This is a genomic window from Pedobacter jamesrossensis, assembly GCF_042650905.1.
Taxonomy (GTDB): Bacteria; Bacteroidota; Bacteroidia; order Sphingobacteriales; family Sphingobacteriaceae; genus Pedobacter; species Pedobacter jamesrossensis.
The window spans coordinates 83,933-102,859 of the sequence record NZ_JBHSBY010000142.1 but is presented as its reverse complement, the minus strand read 5'-3'; the positions used below and the strand labels follow the sequence as shown (position 1 = coordinate 102,859).

Annotated in this window: 17 protein-coding genes and 1 pseudogene; 7 read left to right on the top strand and 11 right to left on the bottom strand. The window is 36.2% G+C overall.

Translation table 11 applies throughout. The features are described 5' to 3' along the window. Positions 1–36 precede the first annotated feature (36 nt). Positions 37–1,965 (bottom strand): 1-deoxy-D-xylulose-5-phosphate synthase, encoded by a 1,929-nt coding sequence (gene dxs / locus ACFOUY_RS18775; RefSeq protein ID WP_378962800.1) that lies wholly within the window; start codon positions 1,963–1,965, stop codon positions 37–39. A gap of 197 nt (positions 1,966–2,162) precedes the next feature. Between dxs and ACFOUY_RS18770 the strand changes: the two genes are divergently transcribed. Continuing rightward, the gene (locus ACFOUY_RS18770) at positions 2,163–2,906 is read left to right on the top strand and encodes a segregation and condensation protein A (protein WP_378962799.1); all 744 of its coding nucleotides are present in this window, start codon (positions 2,163–2,165) and stop codon (positions 2,904–2,906) included. Positions 2,907–2,970: 64 nt separating this feature from the next. Next, on the top strand, positions 2,971–4,242 hold the full coding sequence (gene glyA, locus ACFOUY_RS18765) for a serine hydroxymethyltransferase (protein ID WP_378962797.1): 1,272 nt from the start codon (positions 2,971–2,973) through the stop codon (positions 4,240–4,242). 350 nt (positions 4,243–4,592) lie between these two features. Here the strand turns inward: glyA and ACFOUY_RS18760 are convergent, their stop codons facing one another. Both ACFOUY_RS18760 and ACFOUY_RS18755 read right to left on the bottom strand, forming a co-directional pair. Beyond that, positions 4,593–5,969 carry a hypothetical protein gene (locus ACFOUY_RS18760; RefSeq protein ID WP_378962796.1) on the bottom strand — a complete coding sequence of 459 codons (1,377 nt, stop codon included), beginning with the start codon at positions 5,967–5,969 and terminating at the stop codon, positions 4,593–4,595. Between the two features lie 346 nt (positions 5,970–6,315). Next, positions 6,316–6,678, bottom strand: a complete 363-nt coding sequence (locus ACFOUY_RS18755) for a helix-turn-helix domain-containing protein (RefSeq protein WP_378962795.1) — start codon at positions 6,676–6,678, stop codon at positions 6,316–6,318. A 123-nt stretch (positions 6,679–6,801) separates the two neighbouring features. Here ACFOUY_RS18755 and ACFOUY_RS18750 point away from each other — a divergent pair, with 123 nt between their 5' ends. From ACFOUY_RS18750 to ACFOUY_RS18740, 3 genes are read left to right on the top strand one after another with little or no spacing between them, the layout of a single operon-like run. Continuing rightward, positions 6,802–7,689: a HEPN domain-containing protein gene (locus tag ACFOUY_RS18750; RefSeq protein WP_378962793.1), complete on the top strand. Its 888-nt coding sequence runs from the start codon at positions 6,802–6,804 to the stop codon at positions 7,687–7,689. After that, complete coding sequence (locus ACFOUY_RS18745) at positions 7,682–8,974, top strand: hypothetical protein (RefSeq protein WP_378962792.1); 1,293 nt, start codon at positions 7,682–7,684, stop codon at positions 8,972–8,974. Before ACFOUY_RS18750 ends, ACFOUY_RS18745 begins: the two co-directional genes overlap by 8 nt. After that, positions 8,955–9,257 (top strand): hypothetical protein, encoded by a 303-nt coding sequence (locus ACFOUY_RS18740; protein ID WP_378962791.1) that lies wholly within the window; start codon positions 8,955–8,957, stop codon positions 9,255–9,257. Before ACFOUY_RS18745 ends, ACFOUY_RS18740 begins: the two co-directional genes overlap by 20 nt. Before the next feature lie 343 nt (positions 9,258–9,600). Here ACFOUY_RS18740 and ACFOUY_RS18735 read toward each other — a convergent pair. The 6 genes and pseudogenes from ACFOUY_RS18735 to ACFOUY_RS18710 form a co-directional block, all read right to left on the bottom strand. Continuing rightward, a pseudogene (locus ACFOUY_RS18735) lies at positions 9,601–9,789 on the bottom strand (hypothetical protein); the annotation flags it as partial. A 416-nt stretch (positions 9,790–10,205) separates the two neighbouring features. Next, positions 10,206–11,267, bottom strand: coding sequence for a 23S rRNA (adenine(2503)-C(2))-methyltransferase RlmN (gene rlmN, locus ACFOUY_RS18730; protein ID WP_378962790.1), 1,062 nt, complete (start codon positions 11,265–11,267; stop codon positions 10,206–10,208). Position 11,268: 1 nt separating this feature from the next. After that, on the bottom strand, positions 11,269–11,550 hold the full coding sequence (locus tag ACFOUY_RS18725) for a Txe/YoeB family addiction module toxin (protein ID WP_378962789.1): 282 nt from the start codon (positions 11,548–11,550) through the stop codon (positions 11,269–11,271). Further along, entirely contained in the window at positions 11,532–11,774 is a 243-nt protein-coding gene (locus tag ACFOUY_RS18720) for a DUF2683 family protein (RefSeq protein ID WP_378962788.1), read from the bottom strand. The genes ACFOUY_RS18725 and ACFOUY_RS18720 overlap by 19 nt, the downstream gene beginning before the upstream one ends. A gap of 115 nt (positions 11,775–11,889) precedes the next feature. Then, positions 11,890–12,852: a 23S rRNA pseudouridine(2604) synthase RluF gene (gene rluF / locus ACFOUY_RS18715; protein WP_378962787.1), complete on the bottom strand. Its 963-nt coding sequence runs from the start codon at positions 12,850–12,852 to the stop codon at positions 11,890–11,892. Positions 12,853–12,954: 102 nt separating this feature from the next. After that, positions 12,955–13,515 carry a DinB family protein gene (locus ACFOUY_RS18710; RefSeq protein ID WP_378962786.1) on the bottom strand — a complete coding sequence of 187 codons (561 nt, stop codon included), beginning with the start codon at positions 13,513–13,515 and terminating at the stop codon, positions 12,955–12,957. A 368-nt stretch (positions 13,516–13,883) separates the two neighbouring features. Here ACFOUY_RS18710 and ACFOUY_RS18705 point away from each other — a divergent pair, with 368 nt between their 5' ends. Then, positions 13,884–14,069, top strand: a complete 186-nt coding sequence (locus ACFOUY_RS18705; RefSeq protein ID WP_378962784.1) for a hypothetical protein — start codon at positions 13,884–13,886, stop codon at positions 14,067–14,069. A gap of 129 nt (positions 14,070–14,198) precedes the next feature. On the opposite strand, the gene ACFOUY_RS18700 is transcribed toward ACFOUY_RS18705, so the two are convergent. Further along, positions 14,199–14,888, bottom strand: coding sequence for a helix-turn-helix transcriptional regulator (locus ACFOUY_RS18700; RefSeq protein WP_378962783.1), 690 nt, complete (start codon positions 14,886–14,888; stop codon positions 14,199–14,201). Between the two features lie 123 nt (positions 14,889–15,011). Here ACFOUY_RS18700 and ACFOUY_RS18695 point away from each other — a divergent pair, with 123 nt between their 5' ends. Further along, positions 15,012–17,483: a hybrid sensor histidine kinase/response regulator gene (locus ACFOUY_RS18695; protein ID WP_378962782.1), complete on the top strand. Its 2,472-nt coding sequence runs from the start codon at positions 15,012–15,014 to the stop codon at positions 17,481–17,483. A 98-nt stretch (positions 17,484–17,581) separates the two neighbouring features. Here the strand turns inward: ACFOUY_RS18695 and ACFOUY_RS18690 are convergent, their stop codons facing one another. Beyond that, a complete protein-coding gene (locus tag ACFOUY_RS18690; protein ID WP_378962781.1) occupies positions 17,582–18,913 on the bottom strand; it encodes a sigma-54-dependent transcriptional regulator in 1,332 nt (443 codons plus the stop codon). Positions 18,914–18,927 lie beyond the last annotated feature (14 nt).

Sequence of the window (18,927 nt, the reverse complement as noted above, 5' to 3'; positions counted from 1 at the left end):
TCAGATGGCGTTTTTTTATTATATATGGTTTTGAAATTACCCTACCATTGTATTTGTTGTGCGCTTGGTACCGACTTTTCTAACGGCTTCAATAATTGATGCTTTATCATAACCGCACTCTGCCCAAAGTTCGGCTTGCTCGCCATGTTCGATAAACTCATCGGGAATACCTAAGCGAATTACATTGGCACTGTAACCATTATCTGCCATAAACTCTAATACAGCAGAACCTACTCCACCTTGTAAAGAACCGTCTTCGACCGTAATTACATGTTTATATTTTGAGAAAACATCATGAAGCATTTGCTCATCCAGAGGTTTAACAAAGCGTAAATCGTAATGTGCGGGGTAAATACCTTCACTGTTTAATTCTGCACGGGCTTCAACTGCGAAATTACCAACATGTCCGATTGTTAATAGGGCAACTTCTTCACCGTCGCATATTTTTCTGCCTTTGCCAATTTCTAATGCTTTGAAAGGTCTTTTCCAATCGGGCATAACGCCATTACCACGAGGATAACGAATAACAAAAGGACCTGCATTTTCTTGCTGGGCGGTAAACATCAGGTTGCGCAATTCTTCTTCATTCATTGGTGATGAAACCACTAAGTTTGGAATACAACGCATATATGCAATATCATAAGCGCCGTGATGCGTAGCGCCATCAGCGCCAGCTAAACCTGCTCTATCTAAACAAAAAACTACATTAAGCTTTTGAATGGCTACATCATGTATAACCTGATCGTAAGCCCTCTGCATAAAACTAGAGTAAATATTACAAAAAGGTACTAATCCTTGCGCAGCTAATCCTGCTGAAAAAGTTACTGCATGTTGTTCAGCAATACCAACATCAAATGCTCGGGTTGGCATTGCTTTCATCATAATATTTAATGATGAGCCAGATGGCATTGCAGGGGTAATCCCTACAATTTTATCGTTAGCTTCTGCAAGTTCTACCATAGTATGTCCGAAAACATCCTGATATTTTGGTGCTTGAGGTTTATCTGGAATACTTTTTTTAATCTCACCGGTAATTTTATCAAAAAGGCCAGGTGCATGCCATTTCGTTTGGTCTTTTTCGGCTAGTGCAAAACCCTTTCCTTTTACAGTAATGCAGTGCAATAACTTAGGGCCAGGAATTTCCTTCAAATCTTTAATAATAGCAGCTAAACGTTTAACATCATGACCATCTACCGGACCAAAATATCTAAAATTTAAAGATTCGAATAAATTACTTTGTTTTAGAAGTGTTCCTTTTATACTTTTCTCAATCTTTTTAACGTATTTATGTGCATTTGGACCGAGTTTAGAAAGCCCGACTAATACGTTGGAAATATCATCGCGGAAGCGATTGTAGGATTTTGAGGTTGTAATATTGGTTAAATATTCTTTCAATGCGCCGACATTCGGGTCTATTGACATGCAGTTATCATTAAGAATCACTAAAACATTGCTATTCTCGATACCTGCATGGTTTAAACCTTCGAAAGCTAAACCAGCGGTCATTGCACCATCGCCAATTACAGCAACGTGCTGCCTATCCGTTTCGCCTTTAATTTGCGAGGCAACCGCCATGCCTAAAGCTGCCGATATAGAAGTAGAAGAGTGGCCAACACCAAAAGTATCGTATTCACTTTCACTTATTTTCGGGAAACCACTTATACCTTTATATATACGGTTTGTATGGAAAAGCTCGCGACGGCCTGTTAGTATTTTATGCCCATAAGCCTGATGTCCAACATCCCAAACTAACCTGTCGTAAGGTGTATTTAAAGCATAGTGTAAGGCAACTGTTAATTCAACTACGCCTAAGCTCGAACCGAAATGGCCACCATTAACGCTTACAACATCAATAATGTATTGACGTAATTCCTGGCTTATTTGTTCTAAGTCAGCTTCACTATATTGCTTTAAATCAGCAGGATAGTTAATTTTAGATAATAGGGGACCAGCTTTTACTTGCATTCGGTATTTTGGGTAAAAAACAAGATACAAAGAAAGGTATTTTTGTTTTAATATTTATGAAAAAAACATTCAATAAATGCAACTGATAATGAATGCGTTAAATCGTTTGATAATTTACAATAAAGTATTGAATAACATACATTTTAACAATCTCGAAATCAATTTGTGTTTGTAATTTTGTTATGTTTGTTTTAAAGATGCAAACTGAGAATTTTGAAATTAAACTTCCTGTTTTCGAAGGCCCCTTCGATTTATTGTTGTTTTTTATCGAACGTGATGAGCTTAACATTCAGGATATAGAGATTTCCAAAATTACAAACGACTTTCTGGCTTATATTCATCAGTTACTCGCTTTAAATGTTGAAGTAGCAAGTGAGTTTATTCTTGTGGCAGCAACGCTGATGCGTATAAAATCAAAAATGCTTCTGCCAAGAATTGAGGTGGATGAGGCTGGTAATGAGCTAAATCCTGAACAGGATTTAATAGCGAGACTAATTGCTTACAAACAGTTTAAATCTGCCGCAGAAGAACTAAAGGTTTTCGAAGATGCCAGAATGCAACAAGAACGTAGGGGTAATATTGAAAGCGATTTAACGCTAGCTGCCGAATCTTCCACCCATCAAGATGAACTTTTATCGCTTGACTTATATAAACTACTTACAGTTTACCATAGAACTATGCAAAAGTACGAATTGCGTAGTCAGGAAGTTAAACATACTGTTGTGCAATATCCTTATACAATCGAGCAACAAAAACATTTCATTGCTAATCTATTAGATATCAATAAGCAAATCGATTTTGCGATTGTGCTAAAGAATTCGGAAAACAAAGTTCATTTTGTGTATAATTTTCTGGCTATTTTAGAAATGTTGCAACAGCAAATCGTCGAGATAACCATTGGAAGCGGCTTTAATAATTTTAATGTAAAAGCAACAACCTAATACAACCGCATTTAGCTTCAAATTGCTTACTTTTGCCAAAAAAATAACAAACCTAATTTTAAGGATGAAACGTGATAACCAAATTTTTGAACTAATTGATAAGGAATTAGACCGCCAAGAGCACGGTTTAGAGCTTATTGCATCAGAAAACTTTGTAAGCAAGCAGGTTATGGAAGCCGCTGGCTCAGTATTAACCAATAAATATGCAGAAGGCTTACCAGGTAAACGCTATTATGGTGGTTGCCAGGTTGTGGATGTTGTAGAGCAAATTGCTATCGATAGAGCAAAAGAATTATTTGGTGCTGCATGGGTTAACGTACAGCCACATTCTGGTGCACAGGCTAACGCTGCGGTTATGCTTGCGGTTATTCAGCCGGGCGATAAAATTTTAGGTTTTGATCTTTCGCATGGAGGTCACTTAACACACGGTTCTCCGGTAAATTTCTCAGGAAAGTTGTATCAGCCATTTTTCTACGGTGTAGATAGAGAAACTGGTTTAATCGATTATAAAAAATTAGAAGAAGTTGCGTTAGCAGAAAAACCTAAATTAATCATTTGCGGTGCTTCAGCTTATTCACGTGAGTGGGATTATGCTTTTATCCGTTCAGTTGCCGATAAAGTTGGTGCTTTGGTTTTGGCTGATATTTCTCACCCGGCAGGTTTAATTGCTAAAGGTTTACTGGCAAATCCTCTTCCTCACTGCCATATTGTAACCACTACAACCCACAAAACTTTGCGTGGTCCTCGTGGTGGTATGATTATGATGGGTAAAGATTTTGAAAATCCTTGGGGCTTAAAAACACCAAAAGGCGAACCTCGTATGATGAGTAATTTGCTAGATATGGCTGTTTTTCCAGGAACTCAGGGCGGGCCGTTGGAGCACATAATTGCAGCAAAAGCAATCGCTTTTGGCGAGGCATTAAGCGATGAATACGGTGTTTATATTAAACAAGTTGCCGCTAACGCACAGGCTATGGCTAAAGCTTTTGTAGCTAAAGGTTATGGCATTATTTCTGGTGGTACAGATAACCATTTAATGTTAATCGACCTTCGTAATAAAAACATCACAGGTAAATTGGCTGAAAATGCTTTAGAGAAAGCTGAAATTACTGTGAACAAAAATATGGTTCCTTTCGATGATAAATCTCCATTTGTAACCTCGGGTATCCGTGTTGGGACAGCAGCGATTACAACTCGCGGTTTAAAAGAAGCAGAGATGGAAAAAATTGTAGATTTAATTGACCAGGTTTTAACTAATCCGGAAGATGAAGCTAACTTAAACGCAGTAAAAGCTGAAGTTGTTAAGTTAGTAAGTGCTTTTCCACTATATAAATAACTATTAACCAGTATGGTTAAAAAGGAGCTTTACATTAGTTTGTAAGGCTCTTTTTGTTTTAGAAGGCAAAGCATGTAATGTTATTAATGTTAAGTCCAGCTCATCCGCTAAATCTTTTGGTCTCAAAAAAAAGAAACCTAAAATATACCGCTTCAATCTGGTTTAATAACTGTAAATAGTGTTGCTATTTTGATATTGAGCTTTTATAAAGAATTTATTAAAAATCCCGTGCTAAAAAAGTAAAGGGCCGATATTCTTTTGAAGAAATATCGACCCTTACCATCTAAATTAACGCTCTCGAATATATAAACGCAATGAATTATAATTTGTTTTGTGAAAGATAAAAAAAATTAATAATTTTCGTAACAGCCTAAAGATGAGGGGGAAAGTCTTGTTTTGTTTGCTAAGTCTTTATTTAAATATTGATTAAAATAGACATCAGCACTCAGGTTTATGCCTTTTTTTAAAGCAGGACTTCCGTTTAAAATCACAAAAGTCCCTGAACTTGGAGAAACAAACAAAGGATCTGAATTTATAATATTTCCATTTGAGCTGTAGTTCGTGCTGGTTGTTTTAATCAGGTTGTTAGATAAATTACTTTGAACAATTGCCATACTTTTCTTTTGAATATCCAGCTCATTTGTTAAAGTTCCCCAAATAATGTTGTTGGTTAAATCTAATTGAAGTTCGTTAAAAGCTTTTGATGATAAATAATCAGAGAAAACTAATGCTGCAGTTTTGCGTGGAAAATTAGGATTATACCCCGCAAATGTATTCTGCTTTAGATTGTAGTTTCCGCCACCAATGGCATAAATTAAATAATTACCACAATTATATAACAGGTTATTAAAAGCCAACAGTTCTGTGTGATAACCCATATAGGCAGCAACTTGCATGTTTTTAATTATGTTATTGCTTAAAATTAGTTTAGGATTAGAGTTTGTAGATAAAGAGTCGGAAGTTATACCAACCGAAGCATTTTTTATGATTGAATTTTTTATAATTCCAGTTCCTCCAGGCTTAAGATAAATGCCTTTCCATTGGCCGGGCTCATCACTATAAATAGTTTCTAATCTGTCGCTACAAAATTCTATGGGCTGGTTACTTGTACCTAAAGCATTTAGAATGCCTTCAATGTTCATTACAGCATCTTTATGGAAATAAACTTTAGCACCAGGCTGAATGTTTAATGATGCGCCACTTTTTACGGTTACTGAACCATTTATAATGTAAGGTAGGTTTTTTGACCAAGCTGTATTTGTGGTGATATTTGCATTATTTATAAAAACTGCATTTTGTCCGTAAGCTAAAAGCTGAATCGATTGCCGGTTGCCATTTGTTGTTAAAATTATAGAATCCTGAACCAGAAAGGTTAAGTTTCTAGCATCTGGATTGATGTTAACCTTAACAAATACATTTAAAGAATCCTGACCATTTAAGATTAAATTGTTTTTGGTGGAAATGTTTTGTCCGTTAATGTTAATGCTGAAGGCGGATGAATTGCCACCTGCAAGTTTAATTTCAGAAATGTTTACAGCATCGTTGTTTTTATTTAGAATTTTAAGATTTCTAACTGTAGAGCCAATTGATGTGAATATGGTATCAAACAAAAGGCTATCCTTGGAGAAACTCAGTTTCGCATTTGGATCCTTGGTAATGCCTTCATCCTTTCTGCAGGCAGAAATTAGAATGAACAAGAAAAGAAAAAGGCCAAATGTTGAACGCATAAATCAAATATGAGAAAATTATTCAGCGAAAGCGAGTGCGGTGGTACTAACTTTTGCAGCACCGTTTTCTAAATTGATGCCGTGACTTCGCAGGGAATGAATATGCTGAAGGTACTGTTATTGAACCTAACTATGTTTGGGAGAAGAAGTATCTACAGAAAATCAAGGATGTATTCAAGTAATTTAACAAATTAAATTGAATTCACTATTATCTCGTTAAAGTTTTTATATACTTGACACTATCCAATAAATGACTTACTATCATTATCTAGTTACAGCTTTACTAATTAGCCACCAGGTGAAAACGCAATATTTTGTAAATAATACGACAAGGAATGTTTTACAACTACAATTTTTTCAGAAGTTCAATTTTTTCTTTTTCACTCGCCAACAAGCGTTCATACAATTCAACTATTTTTTCGATCGGATTGAAATTATTTTGAATTGAGTTATCATGAAAATTATTGATGTTGTTGAAAATTGTCTCTTCTGTAAAGTGTTTAATCCCTTCAGCAGTTACGCCCAGTGCTTTTGCCACTTTCTCTAGTGTAGATTCTTCAATTTCCTCGCTTTGTTCCAGTTTGCTAATGGCCTGCTGGCTTATCCCAAGTTCAGTCGCAAGCGCTTCCTGTTTCATTCCACGCAGTTCCCTGATACGGCTTATTTTTCTACCAAGATGCATTCTGTTCGTTTTTTCTGAGGTTTCCATGGCCAAATATATTTAAAAAATTCCGACAGTTAAAAACAACCCTGCAGTTGTATTAAACAATCTGTATTGGTTCGGTACGGGCTTTTTTCGATCGAAATTGGTTCTCGTAATAATCATAAAGATATGAAAAAGAAGTCATTAAAACCACTGGAGGACAGGCAAGAGCCGTTCTCCAATTTTGTTAGAGAACTTGCACAGCGATTCACGCCCTTGCAAATTTTAAAGTTCGGTGAAATAAGTTCTACAAAGAATTCTTTTACTTCTTTCTTGCCCGAACAGGCCAACAATAGTTTTCACTATTATCTATTAATGGTAATAGAGGGCACCACAAGAATCGAGCATGGTGTTCAAGACTATGTAAATACACATTTTAACCATGGCAAAATTACGATACTTGTTCATAGCCAGGAGAGCGTGGCTACAGCTATTGCCGGTAATAACAGATTTTTTATAACTGTGTTTAATACCGGCATTCAGCTATACAGTCATGATGGTACGCTGAATCTGTTTCCTGAATATATTCTTGATAAAAAGATATCTCTTGAAAAAGCCCGTAAGCATCTATACCATAGGATTCCAATGGCGCAGGGATTTTTGGACGGAGCAGGAGAATGCTACAGCAATGAAAGATTCAATGTGTGCGTTTTTATGCTTCACCAGGTTGTTGAGCAATCCTGCATTGCGATGATTAGGGTTTTTATGGCTTACAGGTCGGATATTCATCATTTGGGCAGGCTACTGGATATCTGCGCATGTTTCTCGGAGCAGCCAAGAGCGCTTTTGCTTGGAACGCCAGAAAACAGAAGGCTTTTTGAGAAACTCATGAATAGTTACAGCCACGCCAGGTATAAGGACAATTTCAATGTCGAGATGGGCGATGCTGATAAACTTCATAGCCTGGTTCATAATTTTTTAATTCTCGCCAAAGATCTTTGCGACAAGAAGATCAATCTTTTAACTGCCGAATGTGACGAGGCGGAAGCATCGAAAGGAGAAACTGGAAATGGCTGATGAAATGATGCTTGCCGGAAAACCTAAATCCCAGTTCTATAAACTTCCGTTTGAGAAGAACACCCGCATATTGAGGTTAAATGTTTTGGAGTCAAACACAGAACTTAGAGCTGGGAACCGACCATATTACATGGTTGAAAGAAAGGTGCTTTCATTTAAAAAAGGGGTATTGACAATTAGGGTAAAGCTTGAAAATGAGCCACCTGTAAAAGTTTACCTAAAGGTCGAGTATGATCATTTACTGGTAAGCTGTAATATTGATACGGATGAAAATTATCTAGGAAGATATGCCTACCGAACGTTGAGGGCGATGTTATGGAATGAATTTCATGACTTTGAGGAATATTATTGGCCGGAATGCTTCAATGAAGCAACCGGAAAATCCAAATATCTTGAAGTTATCTGTGATAGATATGGAGTGGATATCAGGCTAAAAAAAGAATTTAAAGGTTTTTTCAGGCCAGATGATTATTTCCTGCACATATCCGAACGCAAGGTATTGGAGAGAGAGCTTGTGACTGATAGTTTCAAGACATTAAACCAAGAATACCTTATTGGTTATTGCCTTGCAAATACCGATCCTGTCAGGTTCCATTCCAACCATTATCCATTTCTGATACCGTATAGCTTTACCTTAAATGTGGATAATAAGACTGTAAAATCTTTTACGGGTTTTCTTTTCGAAGAAGATGATAGTTTTGAACAATCTGAACTGTCCGTAAATCAAATTGAGCTGAACAGTATCTGCTACGAAATGAAGAAAATTGCAAGGATTCAGTTTAGGGAATATGGAGACAGTGATGAACGTTCTCACGAAATAGACGATCTCAATTTCAAAAATAAGAGGAAGATTTTTGAACTATTCAATAAAGCACTCCCAATGCTATCGAGGGAGCCGTTTACACATTACCTGTTTACCTATGGGATGAGAAATATTCAGAAGAGACCTATGAAAAAGGATATGCAGGTTGCCAGATTCTCAGTTGAAGTACCGAGTTTAAATTTTTTACTTAGTGATAAGGGTGATTATTACGAACTTAAGTTGAGATTCAAGGTAAAAGGAAAGATCTTTAATTTTTGCGCAGATAGGAATGCTATGTTTTTCATCTGTTCGTCTTTAAACCCCACTGTTTGGTATCTTTTGGAATGCGAAACGGATTCTAGGGTAGTTCTTTTTTTTAGTCGTAAAAACTTTAAGATTCAAATCCCTAAGGGTTATTATAAGGAGCATTTCGAACCATACGTAGACGAAATAAAAAGACAGTATGAACTTGAAATCAGATAGAAACAGCGACATGGAAGAGATTAAAAAACTACTCGATTATCAACCTTCAGGGCTTTCTGATGAAGAAATTGGAAATGCGGATTCTGAAATGGAATACTTCTTCGTCAACTTCCCATTGCATGAGGCAAGGGCAAATTTATGGGAACTTCACAAGGGTTGGGTGCATTTGGAAGCTGAATCTCCGGAAGGAGAAGAAATGACTAATATGCTTTTCTTTTGTAACCAGATGATCAGCTTTTTAAACTTTTCTTTTATAGTAACCAGACAGAGACTAAAAAAATGAGAAAAGAACAGAAAGTAAGAGTATTCGTTGGAGTTGCTTTCTTTTATCATTAAGATTTTTTTCCGCAACTGCGATAGTCGATTCTCCCGCATTTTCGGCCTGTGAAAGCCCACTTCACTTGCCAAGGGTTTTCACTATGGTATATACGGAAATGCAATTCTGCCTCTAAGCACTATAGTTCGTCTGGTTTGATCCCGATCCTCTTTCATTTGGGGCAGGTGTCCCTTTATCGCTAACAGCTCATCCATATGCTTCCGGACTTCCCGCCCGACAAATCTGCAACTGATACCTTCGGCTGTAATAACTTCGTCTGTATCAAAAAGGCCCCTTTAGACCTGGTTGGTCATGGACTGGAGATTATCCAGATAAGCATTAAAGCTTTTGACGTCTTCCTTTTTTCCATCCTGTCTGCCTGATTTGGCATTCCACTTTTCAGATCGCACTCAAGCCCGCTGGTCATTCCCGCCCTTTTTCCGCCAACAGTTATTCTTAAATAAACTGGCACATGGCCGCCACGATAGTTTTTCTGCTTTTTAAGATAAAAAGCAGGCTAAAATTAGTTTTCATATCAACTGAATTAAGGTTAACAAAATTAGCCTTACAGTCTGGAAACGTCAAGATGTCCGATGGTTGAACGACTTGATAACAAGTGGTTATAAATAATTCGGTGAGTTCTTTTAGTGCCTAAATTACTCACCGAATTACACACTTCTAATATGGGAATTGGTGAGTATTTTAGTTTTTCTACTAAAACAAAAAAAAGCTTGCAGTCATTTGATTTGCAAGCTTTTATGTAGTTTTTATACTATCTTGTGCGATCCTGCTAAGACCGACACCTGAGATCATTAACTAAATGACATTGGCGCTAAGCAGAAGATGTAAATGAGTGGAACCGTAGAACAACTGTCGAACTGGTTTTGCTTTTCTGAAAAAAATATGGCTGAATAATTAAGCTTTTGCCTCTTCTTTAACCGCTAGTTGACCACAAGCGGCGTCGATATCTTTACCTCGGCTACGACGAATATTTGTGGTAATGCCCTGAGATTTCAGATAATTTGCAAATGCATCTATTTTATCGCCCTCGGCATTGGTAAAATCGGCAAAAGAAATTGGGTTGTATTCGATTAAATTTACTTTACAAGGAATGTGCTTACAGAACTTTGCCAGATCTATCGCATCAGAAATCTCATCGTTAAAATGATTGAAAACGATGTATTCGTAAGTTACCGGATTTTTTGTTTTAGCGAAATAGTATTTCAAGGCATCGGCTAATGCTTTTAATGTATTCGCCTCATTAATTGGCATGATTTCATTACGTTTCTTATCATCAGCCGCATGTAACGAAAGCGCAAGATTGAATTTTGCACCATCATCACCTAATTTTTTAATCATTTTAGCAATCCCAGCTGTAGAAACTGTGATGCGTTTATAGCTCATATTTAAACCATCCGGCGCTGTAATGCGTTCGATAGATTTTAATACATTGGCATAATTTAGCAACGGTTCGCCCATACCCATATACACAATATTGGTTAGCGGATTGTTGTAATTCTGCTTGGCCTGTTTATCGATTAATACAACCTGGTCGTAAATTTCATCGGCATTTAGGTTTCTTTTCCGGTCCATATAGCCTGTTGCGCAGAACTTACAAGTAAGGCTGCAACCCACTTGCGAACTTACGCAGGCTGTCATTCGGTCTTCTAAAGGGATTAACACACCTTCAACGATGTTGCCATCGGCCAAACGGAAAGTATTTTTAATGGTATGGTCGTTACTGTATTGAGAATTGTTAACCTGAACAGCATTAATAACGAAAGCTTCATCCAATGTTTTGCGCAAATCTTTAGAAAGATTGCTCATCTCATCGAAATTAGTAGCCGATTTTTCCCATAACCACTGATAAATTTGCTTTGCCCTAAAAGCAGGCTGTTGCATAGCGGTTAAATGCTGTTGCAATTGAGGCAAATCTAATGAGCGGATATCGAGCTTTTTTGCTGTTTTTTCTAACATTTTATTTATCACTGTAATGACCCATGGCAGAAATAATGAAAACTGTAACAATGTTTTCTTCTACTTTATAAATAAGTCTGTCTTTTTGGTTTATTCTTCTCGACCAAAAATTCGATAAGCTATATTTTAAAGCCTCAGGGCTTCCGGTGCCAGAATATGGGTTGGATTTCAGTTCTTCGAAAATTTGATTTATTTTTTTTATTGATGCTTTATCACCTGATTTGAAATGGGATTTTATCTGTTTCTCGGCTATTTTTTCTAAAACTACTGAATATTTTCCCATAAAGATTTCGTGGGGTCTAAAGTTTTGACATTACCTTTCTTTATAGATTCTTCGGCTTTTTCTATAGCTTCAACCATTTCTATTCCGTATAAATTAATGGTTTTTTCACGTTCAGTTAACGCTGTTTTGTCTTTCTTTTGGAAAGGCACCTTCAAAGCTTTGGCTATTGCTTTTAAAGCGGCCAATTGCTCTTTAGTTTCAGGGTGCATAATTAAAGTTTCCATATGTAATCTCCTTTTGTACTGAACGATTAATACAAAGATACTTAAAAAGGTTTAAGGTAGAAAGGTTGAAGGTTTAGGCTCTTTACAAAAGCGCTAAATTTTACAATTTGTTGGCTTATCTTCCTCGTCCTTTAGAACTTGGTTTGCCCCTTGTTGGTTTCGTATTACGATTACTTGAGCTGCCTTTGCCTGGTGACTTAGCATTAGTATTTGAGCCAATTTTTTTACCAGCGGATTTAGGAGAAGATGGTTTGTTTGGTTTAAATGGTTTTTTAGGCTGATCTTTTTTTAATTCTGGAATTTCTTCCCAGGAATTTGTTCTTTTCTTCGTGTTTTTTGGTTTAGATGTAGCCTCTGAAGATGATTTTTCGACACTTTTCATAATGCCAGTCATTTCTTCTTCGCTAAGTTCTCTAAACTCACCTGTCGGGATGCCCTTCAGATTTATATTCATAATCCTGGTTCGTTCCAGCTTGGTTACCTCGTAGCCGAAATGTTCGCACATTCTACGGATTTGCCTGTTTAAACCTTGAATTAAAATAATATTAAACACAAATGGACCAATTTGACGGACTTTGCATTTTCGGGTATTTACACCCAAGATAGGTACGCCATTACCCATTTCAAAAATGAAATCTTCGGTAATGGGTTTATTCACAGTAACTAAATATTCTTTTTCGTGCTTATTACCAGCCCTTAAGATTTTATTAACGATATCGCCGTTGTTGGTTAAAAAAATTAAGCCAGAAGAATCTTTATCTAAACGCCCAATTGGAAAGATGCGCTCACTGTGATTTACATAATCTACAATGTTATCGCGAACGTTCGATTCTGTTGTACTGGTAATGCCAACCGGTTTATTAAAAGCTAAAAGGATAAAATTACTTTCTTCTTTTGGTTCGATATTGTGTCCGTTAACCATAACCCTATCTCCGGCCAATACCTGGTCGCCGATTTTGGCTCTTTTACCGTTGATGAACACATTGCCTTTTTCTATAAATCTATCTGCCTCGCGACGAGAACACAATCCGCTTTCGCTGATAAACTTATTTAACCGGGTTGCAGCGCTGTTATTCATTGTGCAATTTTACGGAAATAAATTGTTTTATTAAGTAAAAGGCATTAAAGCAATATATTCTCTGTGGTAAAAATTGTAACCACAGAGAATTCATTGCTAAGTTTAAAAACTTTGGTCGTCGGCACTTGGACCATAACTACCCGGAATCGGAATATCCAATAATCTTAAGTAAACACCCAATTGTGCTCTGTGGTGCGTTGTTTGACTAAATGCAATTCTCATCATTTCATATTTAGTTAAGTCGCCTAAAATTTGGTCTCCATTGCGCAGAATCCATTGTTTGTCAAAATCTTCTACTCTTGCTTTTTCTAATTCGGCTTTACCACTTTCATAACTTTCTTCTAAAAGTTTAAGTAAGTCTTCATTGCTTTCTACCTTCTTTTCTTCGTAAGGTGCAGTAGCAAAATCTAAGCCGTCGGCGGTAAATGCTAAATTTAGCCAACCTGGAAGTTCGGCGATGTGACTTGCCAAAGATTTCATTTTCATACTTTTTTCGTGCGGTGCCCAGTCAAATTTATCAACTGGCACAAGTGCTAAAAATTTTTTGGTCGTGTTGAATTCTGATTCAAATTCTTTCAATAATGCTTTAATGATATCCATATTTTTTTGTTTTGTTTTTTCGATTGTAGTTAGTTCCATCAATATTAAGTCTGTAAAGCTCATGGTTTTTCGTTTTGGTGATACAAAGAAAATAGCACAGACTGACAACCCTATGGCAGTGCGAAAAATTAATTATCATTTTTTAAATGTTTTATTTAAAAAATGTATTATTTTAGTAATGAATACTTTAACTGTAAATATTGAAAACAAAAAATCTGAAAAGACTGTAAAAGCTGTGCTCGATGCTTTGGGTTAAATTTTGAAGTCGCGTCTGAATCTAAAACAGAAAAAAACAACTTAATATATCGGAAAAAGCAATTTATTGCTGATTAAAAAGTTCTTTCGAACAAATCAAACTTCATCAGGAAGGTAAAATAGAACTTCGAGATGCAAAGGACTTGTTAAATGAGTTATAAAGGTTAAAACGGTTTTTGAATTCGAAAGAGCTGCTAAAAGAATTTTCAAAAAAACATCGTGGAATAAAGTCAGATTTATCAAAAATAACTGATGATTTAGAATTGAACCCAAATTTGGGAGTTCATCTTGGGCAAAATGTTTATAAATCAGATTGGCCATTTCTGGTACTAGCAAAAGGAAATTGGGCGGAGTTAGAATAATTACTTATGTAGTTATAGCAAATGAAATCGTATATCTCACAGAAATTTAGCTTAAAAGTGAGCATTCTGCAGATATTGAAGAAATATTACTTCGCTTAAAAGATGCTGGAATTACCTAGGATTAATTAACTAAAAATTAACAGGCAGCATGCTCATATAATCGCTTAATGGCATGTGTTCGGTTTTTAAAAATGGCGCTTCAAGATTTTTTAAACAAATAATTCTGGTTAAATTGAAATCGCGGTATTGATTTCTGAAATGACACCAGGCAATTAAATGCCAGCTAAAGGCATAAAAGATTAATCCTATTGGCTCAACCTGCCTTTTACTTACCTCTTCTTTTGCATTTTTATAATCCAGCTCAATCATTTGTTTTTCAGAAATCGCATTTTGAATAAGCGAGAGGTATTCATAATTGAATGATAATCGCTCGGGAACCTGCAATTTGATGTGCTGATTCATGTGCTCCAGTTTCTCTTTCTGATTTGTTTTTAAAACTGCTTTTACCTTTGTTAAGGCAGTTGAATAATGCGTACGGATGGAATTATCTGCGAAGCCATTAACCAAGGTTTCCACCAACAAGAGGGCATTTGCCTCATCCATATTAAAAGAAATGGGTGGCAGAAAGTAACCTTGAACAAGAAAATAACCTTTATTTTGTTCGAAACTAACTGGAATTCCTTGTTCGCATAAAGCTTTGATATCCCGGTAAACGGTACGAATGCTCATATCGAAACGTTCTGCAATTTTTTCGGCAGTAATGTACTTCCGCGATTGCAGTAAGGTTAAAATTCCAAAAAGACGGTCGATACGGTTCATAGTTTTGCTAAGTTAAAATTAAGGAAATTTCAAACCTTTTGGGCATACTAATTGTATTATAAAGTTCTACATGTCTTTTTAGTAGAAAAATTCGTTAAGTAATAAAGACACAATCTAACATTAATGGCGGCCGTTATACAGAAACGTTTTTTCAGGGCAGTAAAAAGCAAAGTGATTATTGGGTTTTTGTTTGCCTGTTTTGCATTACTTTTAGCTTGGGGAATAAGCAAATTCGCCTTTACGCGAATGCTGAATACGGTTGAAGAAATCTCGGCTCCGAACGATAGATTGAGAATTGTGAACGATTTATCGCATAAAATTGCAAGGCTAGACCAACTGCAACGTGATGAAGCCTTTAATAAGCAAGGAAATAATAGTTTTCTTGCAGAGTCTCGAAAGTTACGTTCGAGTTTAGACACGTTAAGAAAGTTATACACCGGTGATTCTTTACAGTTGTTACGTATTAAATCTATAAAAAACCTCCTTATAGAGCGAGATAAACAATTTATTTCTTACTTAAAGGTTCGCGAGACTTTAGTTAACACTAAATCTTTCTCTGATGAAGTTCAGAAATTAAATGAATTGGTTACTACACGTTCCAGACAAACGGATAGTGCGGTTTTAACGACTGAAACTACCACTTCTACCACTACCGTTGCACCAGAAGAGGAAGAAAAATCGAGAGGTTTTTTGAGTAAGCTATTTGGTAAAAAGAAGGCCGATGTTTACAAAATCATAAATGAAGAGTTTAAGGTAAAACGCGATACTTTAAATGCAAAAGCGGAAGACAGCATTATGAAAAGCATGACTGGCTCCTTAAAATCTATCGAAAAAGAACAAAGGCAAAAAAGTGAAAAGTTTTTAAAGCGTGAGGCAGATTTGTCAAACGCCAGTAATGCTCTAACCAATCAAATGCTGCAGATTTTGCGGGAAGTTGAGGGACAAGCCGTCGCGCAGATAGATTTAAACGGTATACAGGCAAAAGAGGTTGTTAATGATGGAATCACTCAAATTACAATAATCATTATCGCATTCTTTTTAATTACCGTTATTCTGCTTTACCTGATTTTAACCGACATTACAAAAAGCAATAAATATAGAAAGGAATTGGAGGCGGCAAAGGATGAGGCTGAATATCATGGGAAAGCCAAGCAACGTTTCTTATCGAATATGAGTCATGAAATTCGTACGCCTTTGCAATCTATTTTAGGCTACGCAGAATTAATTGCACAACAAGATAATCCGAAGAAAAAGGATATTGATGCGATTTATCAATCTTCTATTCATTTGCTGCAAATTGTTAACGAAGTTTTAGATTATAACCGAATCATTTCTGGTGAATTTAGTTTTAATAATCAAGTGTTTGATATTCGAAAGATTTTAGATGAAGTGACTTCTGTAATGCGTCCGTTGGCTGAGCAAAAGTCGCTTAAATTAATAACTGATTTAGATTTAGGTGATCTAGAGTTTGTTAAAGGTGATGCATTTCGACTGAAACAAATCTTGTTTAATATTTTGGGAAATGCAGTAAAATTTACGTTGAAAGGCGAAATTAGTTTGGCTGTATTATGCAAAAAGCAAGCCGATAACCTGCACTTTCAATTTACGATAAAAGATACTGGAATTGGTTTTGAAGAAAAAGACATTTCTAAAATATTTAATGAGTTTGAGCAAATCGAATCGCCAGAAAAATATATAATTAATCAAACAGGAACGGGTTTAGGCTTGCCGATTGTTAAATCGCTAATCGAGGCACAGGGCGGCCGTATTCATGTTAAAAGTAAACCTGGGATTGGCACAACTTTCAATATTTATTTAACGTACACTGAAACAGAAGAACGTATAAATGATGCCTTTGATTTAGAACATTATGCAATTGTAAACCCTGGAATGGTTTGGATAATTGATGATGATAAACTAATACTCGATCTCTGCGGAATGATTTTCGAAAAGAATAAAATTCCATATAAAAGCTTTAATCAGGTTGCTGATATTTTACAGCAAACGCCTCTCGATGAATTGAAATATGTGCTTGTAGATATGCGCTTGCCAGAAATGAATGGTTTGGAGCTTTGCCATATCTTAAAGAAAAAGCTGCCTCAGCATATTAAGTTTTATGCCATAACCGCACAGGTTCTGCCTGAAGAGCGGGAAATGGTTTTAAGTGAAGGTTTCGACGGGTTAATTATGAAACCTTTCCGTGCGGTAGATTTATTGTCTATTTTTGATAAAACAGAGATTATGGTTGAAGCGCCTGAATTCGATTTTTCATCGATAGAAAAGATGACTTTTGGTGATCAACAGATGCTGGAAAAAATTCTGAATCGTTTTAAGCAAGATTGTGTAGATGATGCTTTGGAATTAACTCAATATTTGAAAGAAAATAATCAGGATAAAACAAGGTTAATTGTCCATCGACTTGCTGGCAGAACTGCTCAAATGGGTTCGAAAACTTTAGCTCATGCTTTTAGGAATTTAGAAATAGAGGTTGCAGAGCAAGGCATAACGGAGGAGAATAAGGAAGAAGTTTTACAGCAATTGAAGAAATTAGATGCGCTTATTGCTTTAATGGAAGAAATGGATTATTCAGCTTAATTTTAACCACAAAGAACAATTCGCTTTTTCGCAAAGAACGCTAAGCATATTTGTCTTAAAGTTCTTGTGCCTTTTCCTTTTTAGTTAAGAAGAGTATTCTACTCAATCCCGTATCTTTCCATCTTCGCATAAAGCGTCTTCCTATCAATGTTTAACATTTTTGCTGCTTTAGATTTGTTGTGTTTGGCTTTGATTAACGTTTCTGCAATTAAGGTTTTTTCATTCTGTTCGTTAACCGCTTTCAAGTCAGAGGAACTTCCGGGTAAGGTTTGCTGATTAACTGCAATGGTCATTTCATCAGGTAATGCATTTACCTGTGCAATATCTCCCGGACTTAATAAAACCATGCGTTTAATTACGTTGCTTAATTCGCGTAGGTTGCCTGGCCAATCATAATTTAATAATAAAGATTTTGCCTCGGCAGAAATACTTTTAACATTTCTGTCCAAATTGCGGTTAGAAAGTTGTATAAAATGATTAATAAATAATTCCAGGTCTGTTCCTCTATCTCGTAACGGCGGCAATAGAATCTTAAATTCATTTAAACGATGGTATAAGTCTTCTCTAAATTCTCCGCCAGAAATACTGTTCAGCAAATCATCATTTGTGGCAGTAATAATCCGAACATCAACCGCAATTTGTTTCGTGCTACCCAAAGGTTGAATAACCCTTTCTTGCAAAGCACGAAGTAATTTAATTTGCACCTCGTAGCTTAGGTTTCCAACCTCATCTAAAAATAAGGTTCCACCATTTGCTGCTTCAAACTGACCTTTTTTGTCATTTACAGCGCCAGTAAAAGCACCTTTTATATGTCCGAATAATTCGCTGGCTGCCAAATCTTTCGATAAGGCGCCACAATCAATAGCTACGAACGGTTTATCAGCTCGTTTACTTTGTTGATGCAACGTTCTTGCGGCAAATTCCTTCCCTGTTCCGCTTTCCCCCTGAATAATTACAGACATGTCAGTTGGTGCAACAAGAGCTATATGTTCATAAAGTCTATCCGCAATTGCACTTTTGCCTTTAATAAAATCTGATTCTGCAGTTTCAACCTTAATATCTTCCGAATCCTTTTTGGTTAAAGAATTCTTGATCACCATCAAAAGTTCATCCGGATTTACGGGTTTTGTGATGTAATCGAAAGCACCCATTTGCATGGATTTAACAGCCGTACGCACATCGTTAAAGCTCGTCATGATGATAATTGGAGTAGAAAGGCCAAGATTTCTGGAGTGTGTAATTACTTCAAAACCTATTCCATCTGGCAGGCGATAATCAATTAAAAATAAATCGAACTCCTGATTTTCGATTAGCTTAAATGACCGTTTGATATGAGTTACGAGTGTAACCTCATGTTTGTTTTTAGTTAAAAAACCTTCAAGTAATTGAGCAAATGTTTTATCGTCTTCTAAAATCAGGATTCTCGCCATACAACAAAAATAAG

What these genes read in the sequence shown, in the direction of transcription:
- dxs (WP_378962800.1), bottom strand. Translation starts at nt 1,965, where the DNA reads ATGCAAGTAAAAGCTGGTCCCCTATTATCTAAAATTAACTATCCTGCT.
- ACFOUY_RS18770 (WP_378962799.1), top strand. Translation starts at nt 2,163, where the DNA reads ATGCAAACTGAGAATTTTGAAATTAAACTTCCTGTTTTCGAAGGCCCC.
- glyA (WP_378962797.1), top strand. Translation starts at nt 2,971, where the DNA reads ATGAAACGTGATAACCAAATTTTTGAACTAATTGATAAGGAATTAGAC.
- ACFOUY_RS18760 (WP_378962796.1), bottom strand. Translation starts at nt 5,969, where the DNA reads ATGCGTTCAACATTTGGCCTTTTTCTTTTCTTGTTCATTCTAATTTCT.
- ACFOUY_RS18755 (WP_378962795.1), bottom strand. Translation starts at nt 6,678, where the DNA reads ATGGAAACCTCAGAAAAAACGAACAGAATGCATCTTGGTAGAAAAATA.
- ACFOUY_RS18750 (WP_378962793.1), top strand. Translation starts at nt 6,802, where the DNA reads ATGAAAAAGAAGTCATTAAAACCACTGGAGGACAGGCAAGAGCCGTTC.
- ACFOUY_RS18745 (WP_378962792.1), top strand. Translation starts at nt 7,682, where the DNA reads ATGGCTGATGAAATGATGCTTGCCGGAAAACCTAAATCCCAGTTCTAT.
- ACFOUY_RS18740 (WP_378962791.1), top strand. Translation starts at nt 8,955, where the DNA reads ATGAACTTGAAATCAGATAGAAACAGCGACATGGAAGAGATTAAAAAA.
- rlmN (WP_378962790.1), bottom strand. Translation starts at nt 11,267, where the DNA reads ATGTTAGAAAAAACAGCAAAAAAGCTCGATATCCGCTCATTAGATTTG.
- ACFOUY_RS18725 (WP_378962789.1), bottom strand. Translation starts at nt 11,550, where the DNA reads ATGGGAAAATATTCAGTAGTTTTAGAAAAAATAGCCGAGAAACAGATA.
- ACFOUY_RS18720 (WP_378962788.1), bottom strand. Translation starts at nt 11,774, where the DNA reads ATGGAAACTTTAATTATGCACCCTGAAACTAAAGAGCAATTGGCCGCT.
- rluF (WP_378962787.1), bottom strand. Translation starts at nt 12,852, where the DNA reads ATGAATAACAGCGCTGCAACCCGGTTAAATAAGTTTATCAGCGAAAGC.
- ACFOUY_RS18710 (WP_378962786.1), bottom strand. Translation starts at nt 13,515, where the DNA reads ATGAGCTTTACAGACTTAATATTGATGGAACTAACTACAATCGAAAAA.
- ACFOUY_RS18700 (WP_378962783.1), bottom strand. Translation starts at nt 14,888, where the DNA reads ATGAACCGTATCGACCGTCTTTTTGGAATTTTAACCTTACTGCAATCG.
- ACFOUY_RS18695 (WP_378962782.1), top strand. Translation starts at nt 15,012, where the DNA reads ATGGCGGCCGTTATACAGAAACGTTTTTTCAGGGCAGTAAAAAGCAAA.
- ACFOUY_RS18690 (WP_378962781.1), bottom strand. Translation starts at nt 18,913, where the DNA reads ATGGCGAGAATCCTGATTTTAGAAGACGATAAAACATTTGCTCAATTA.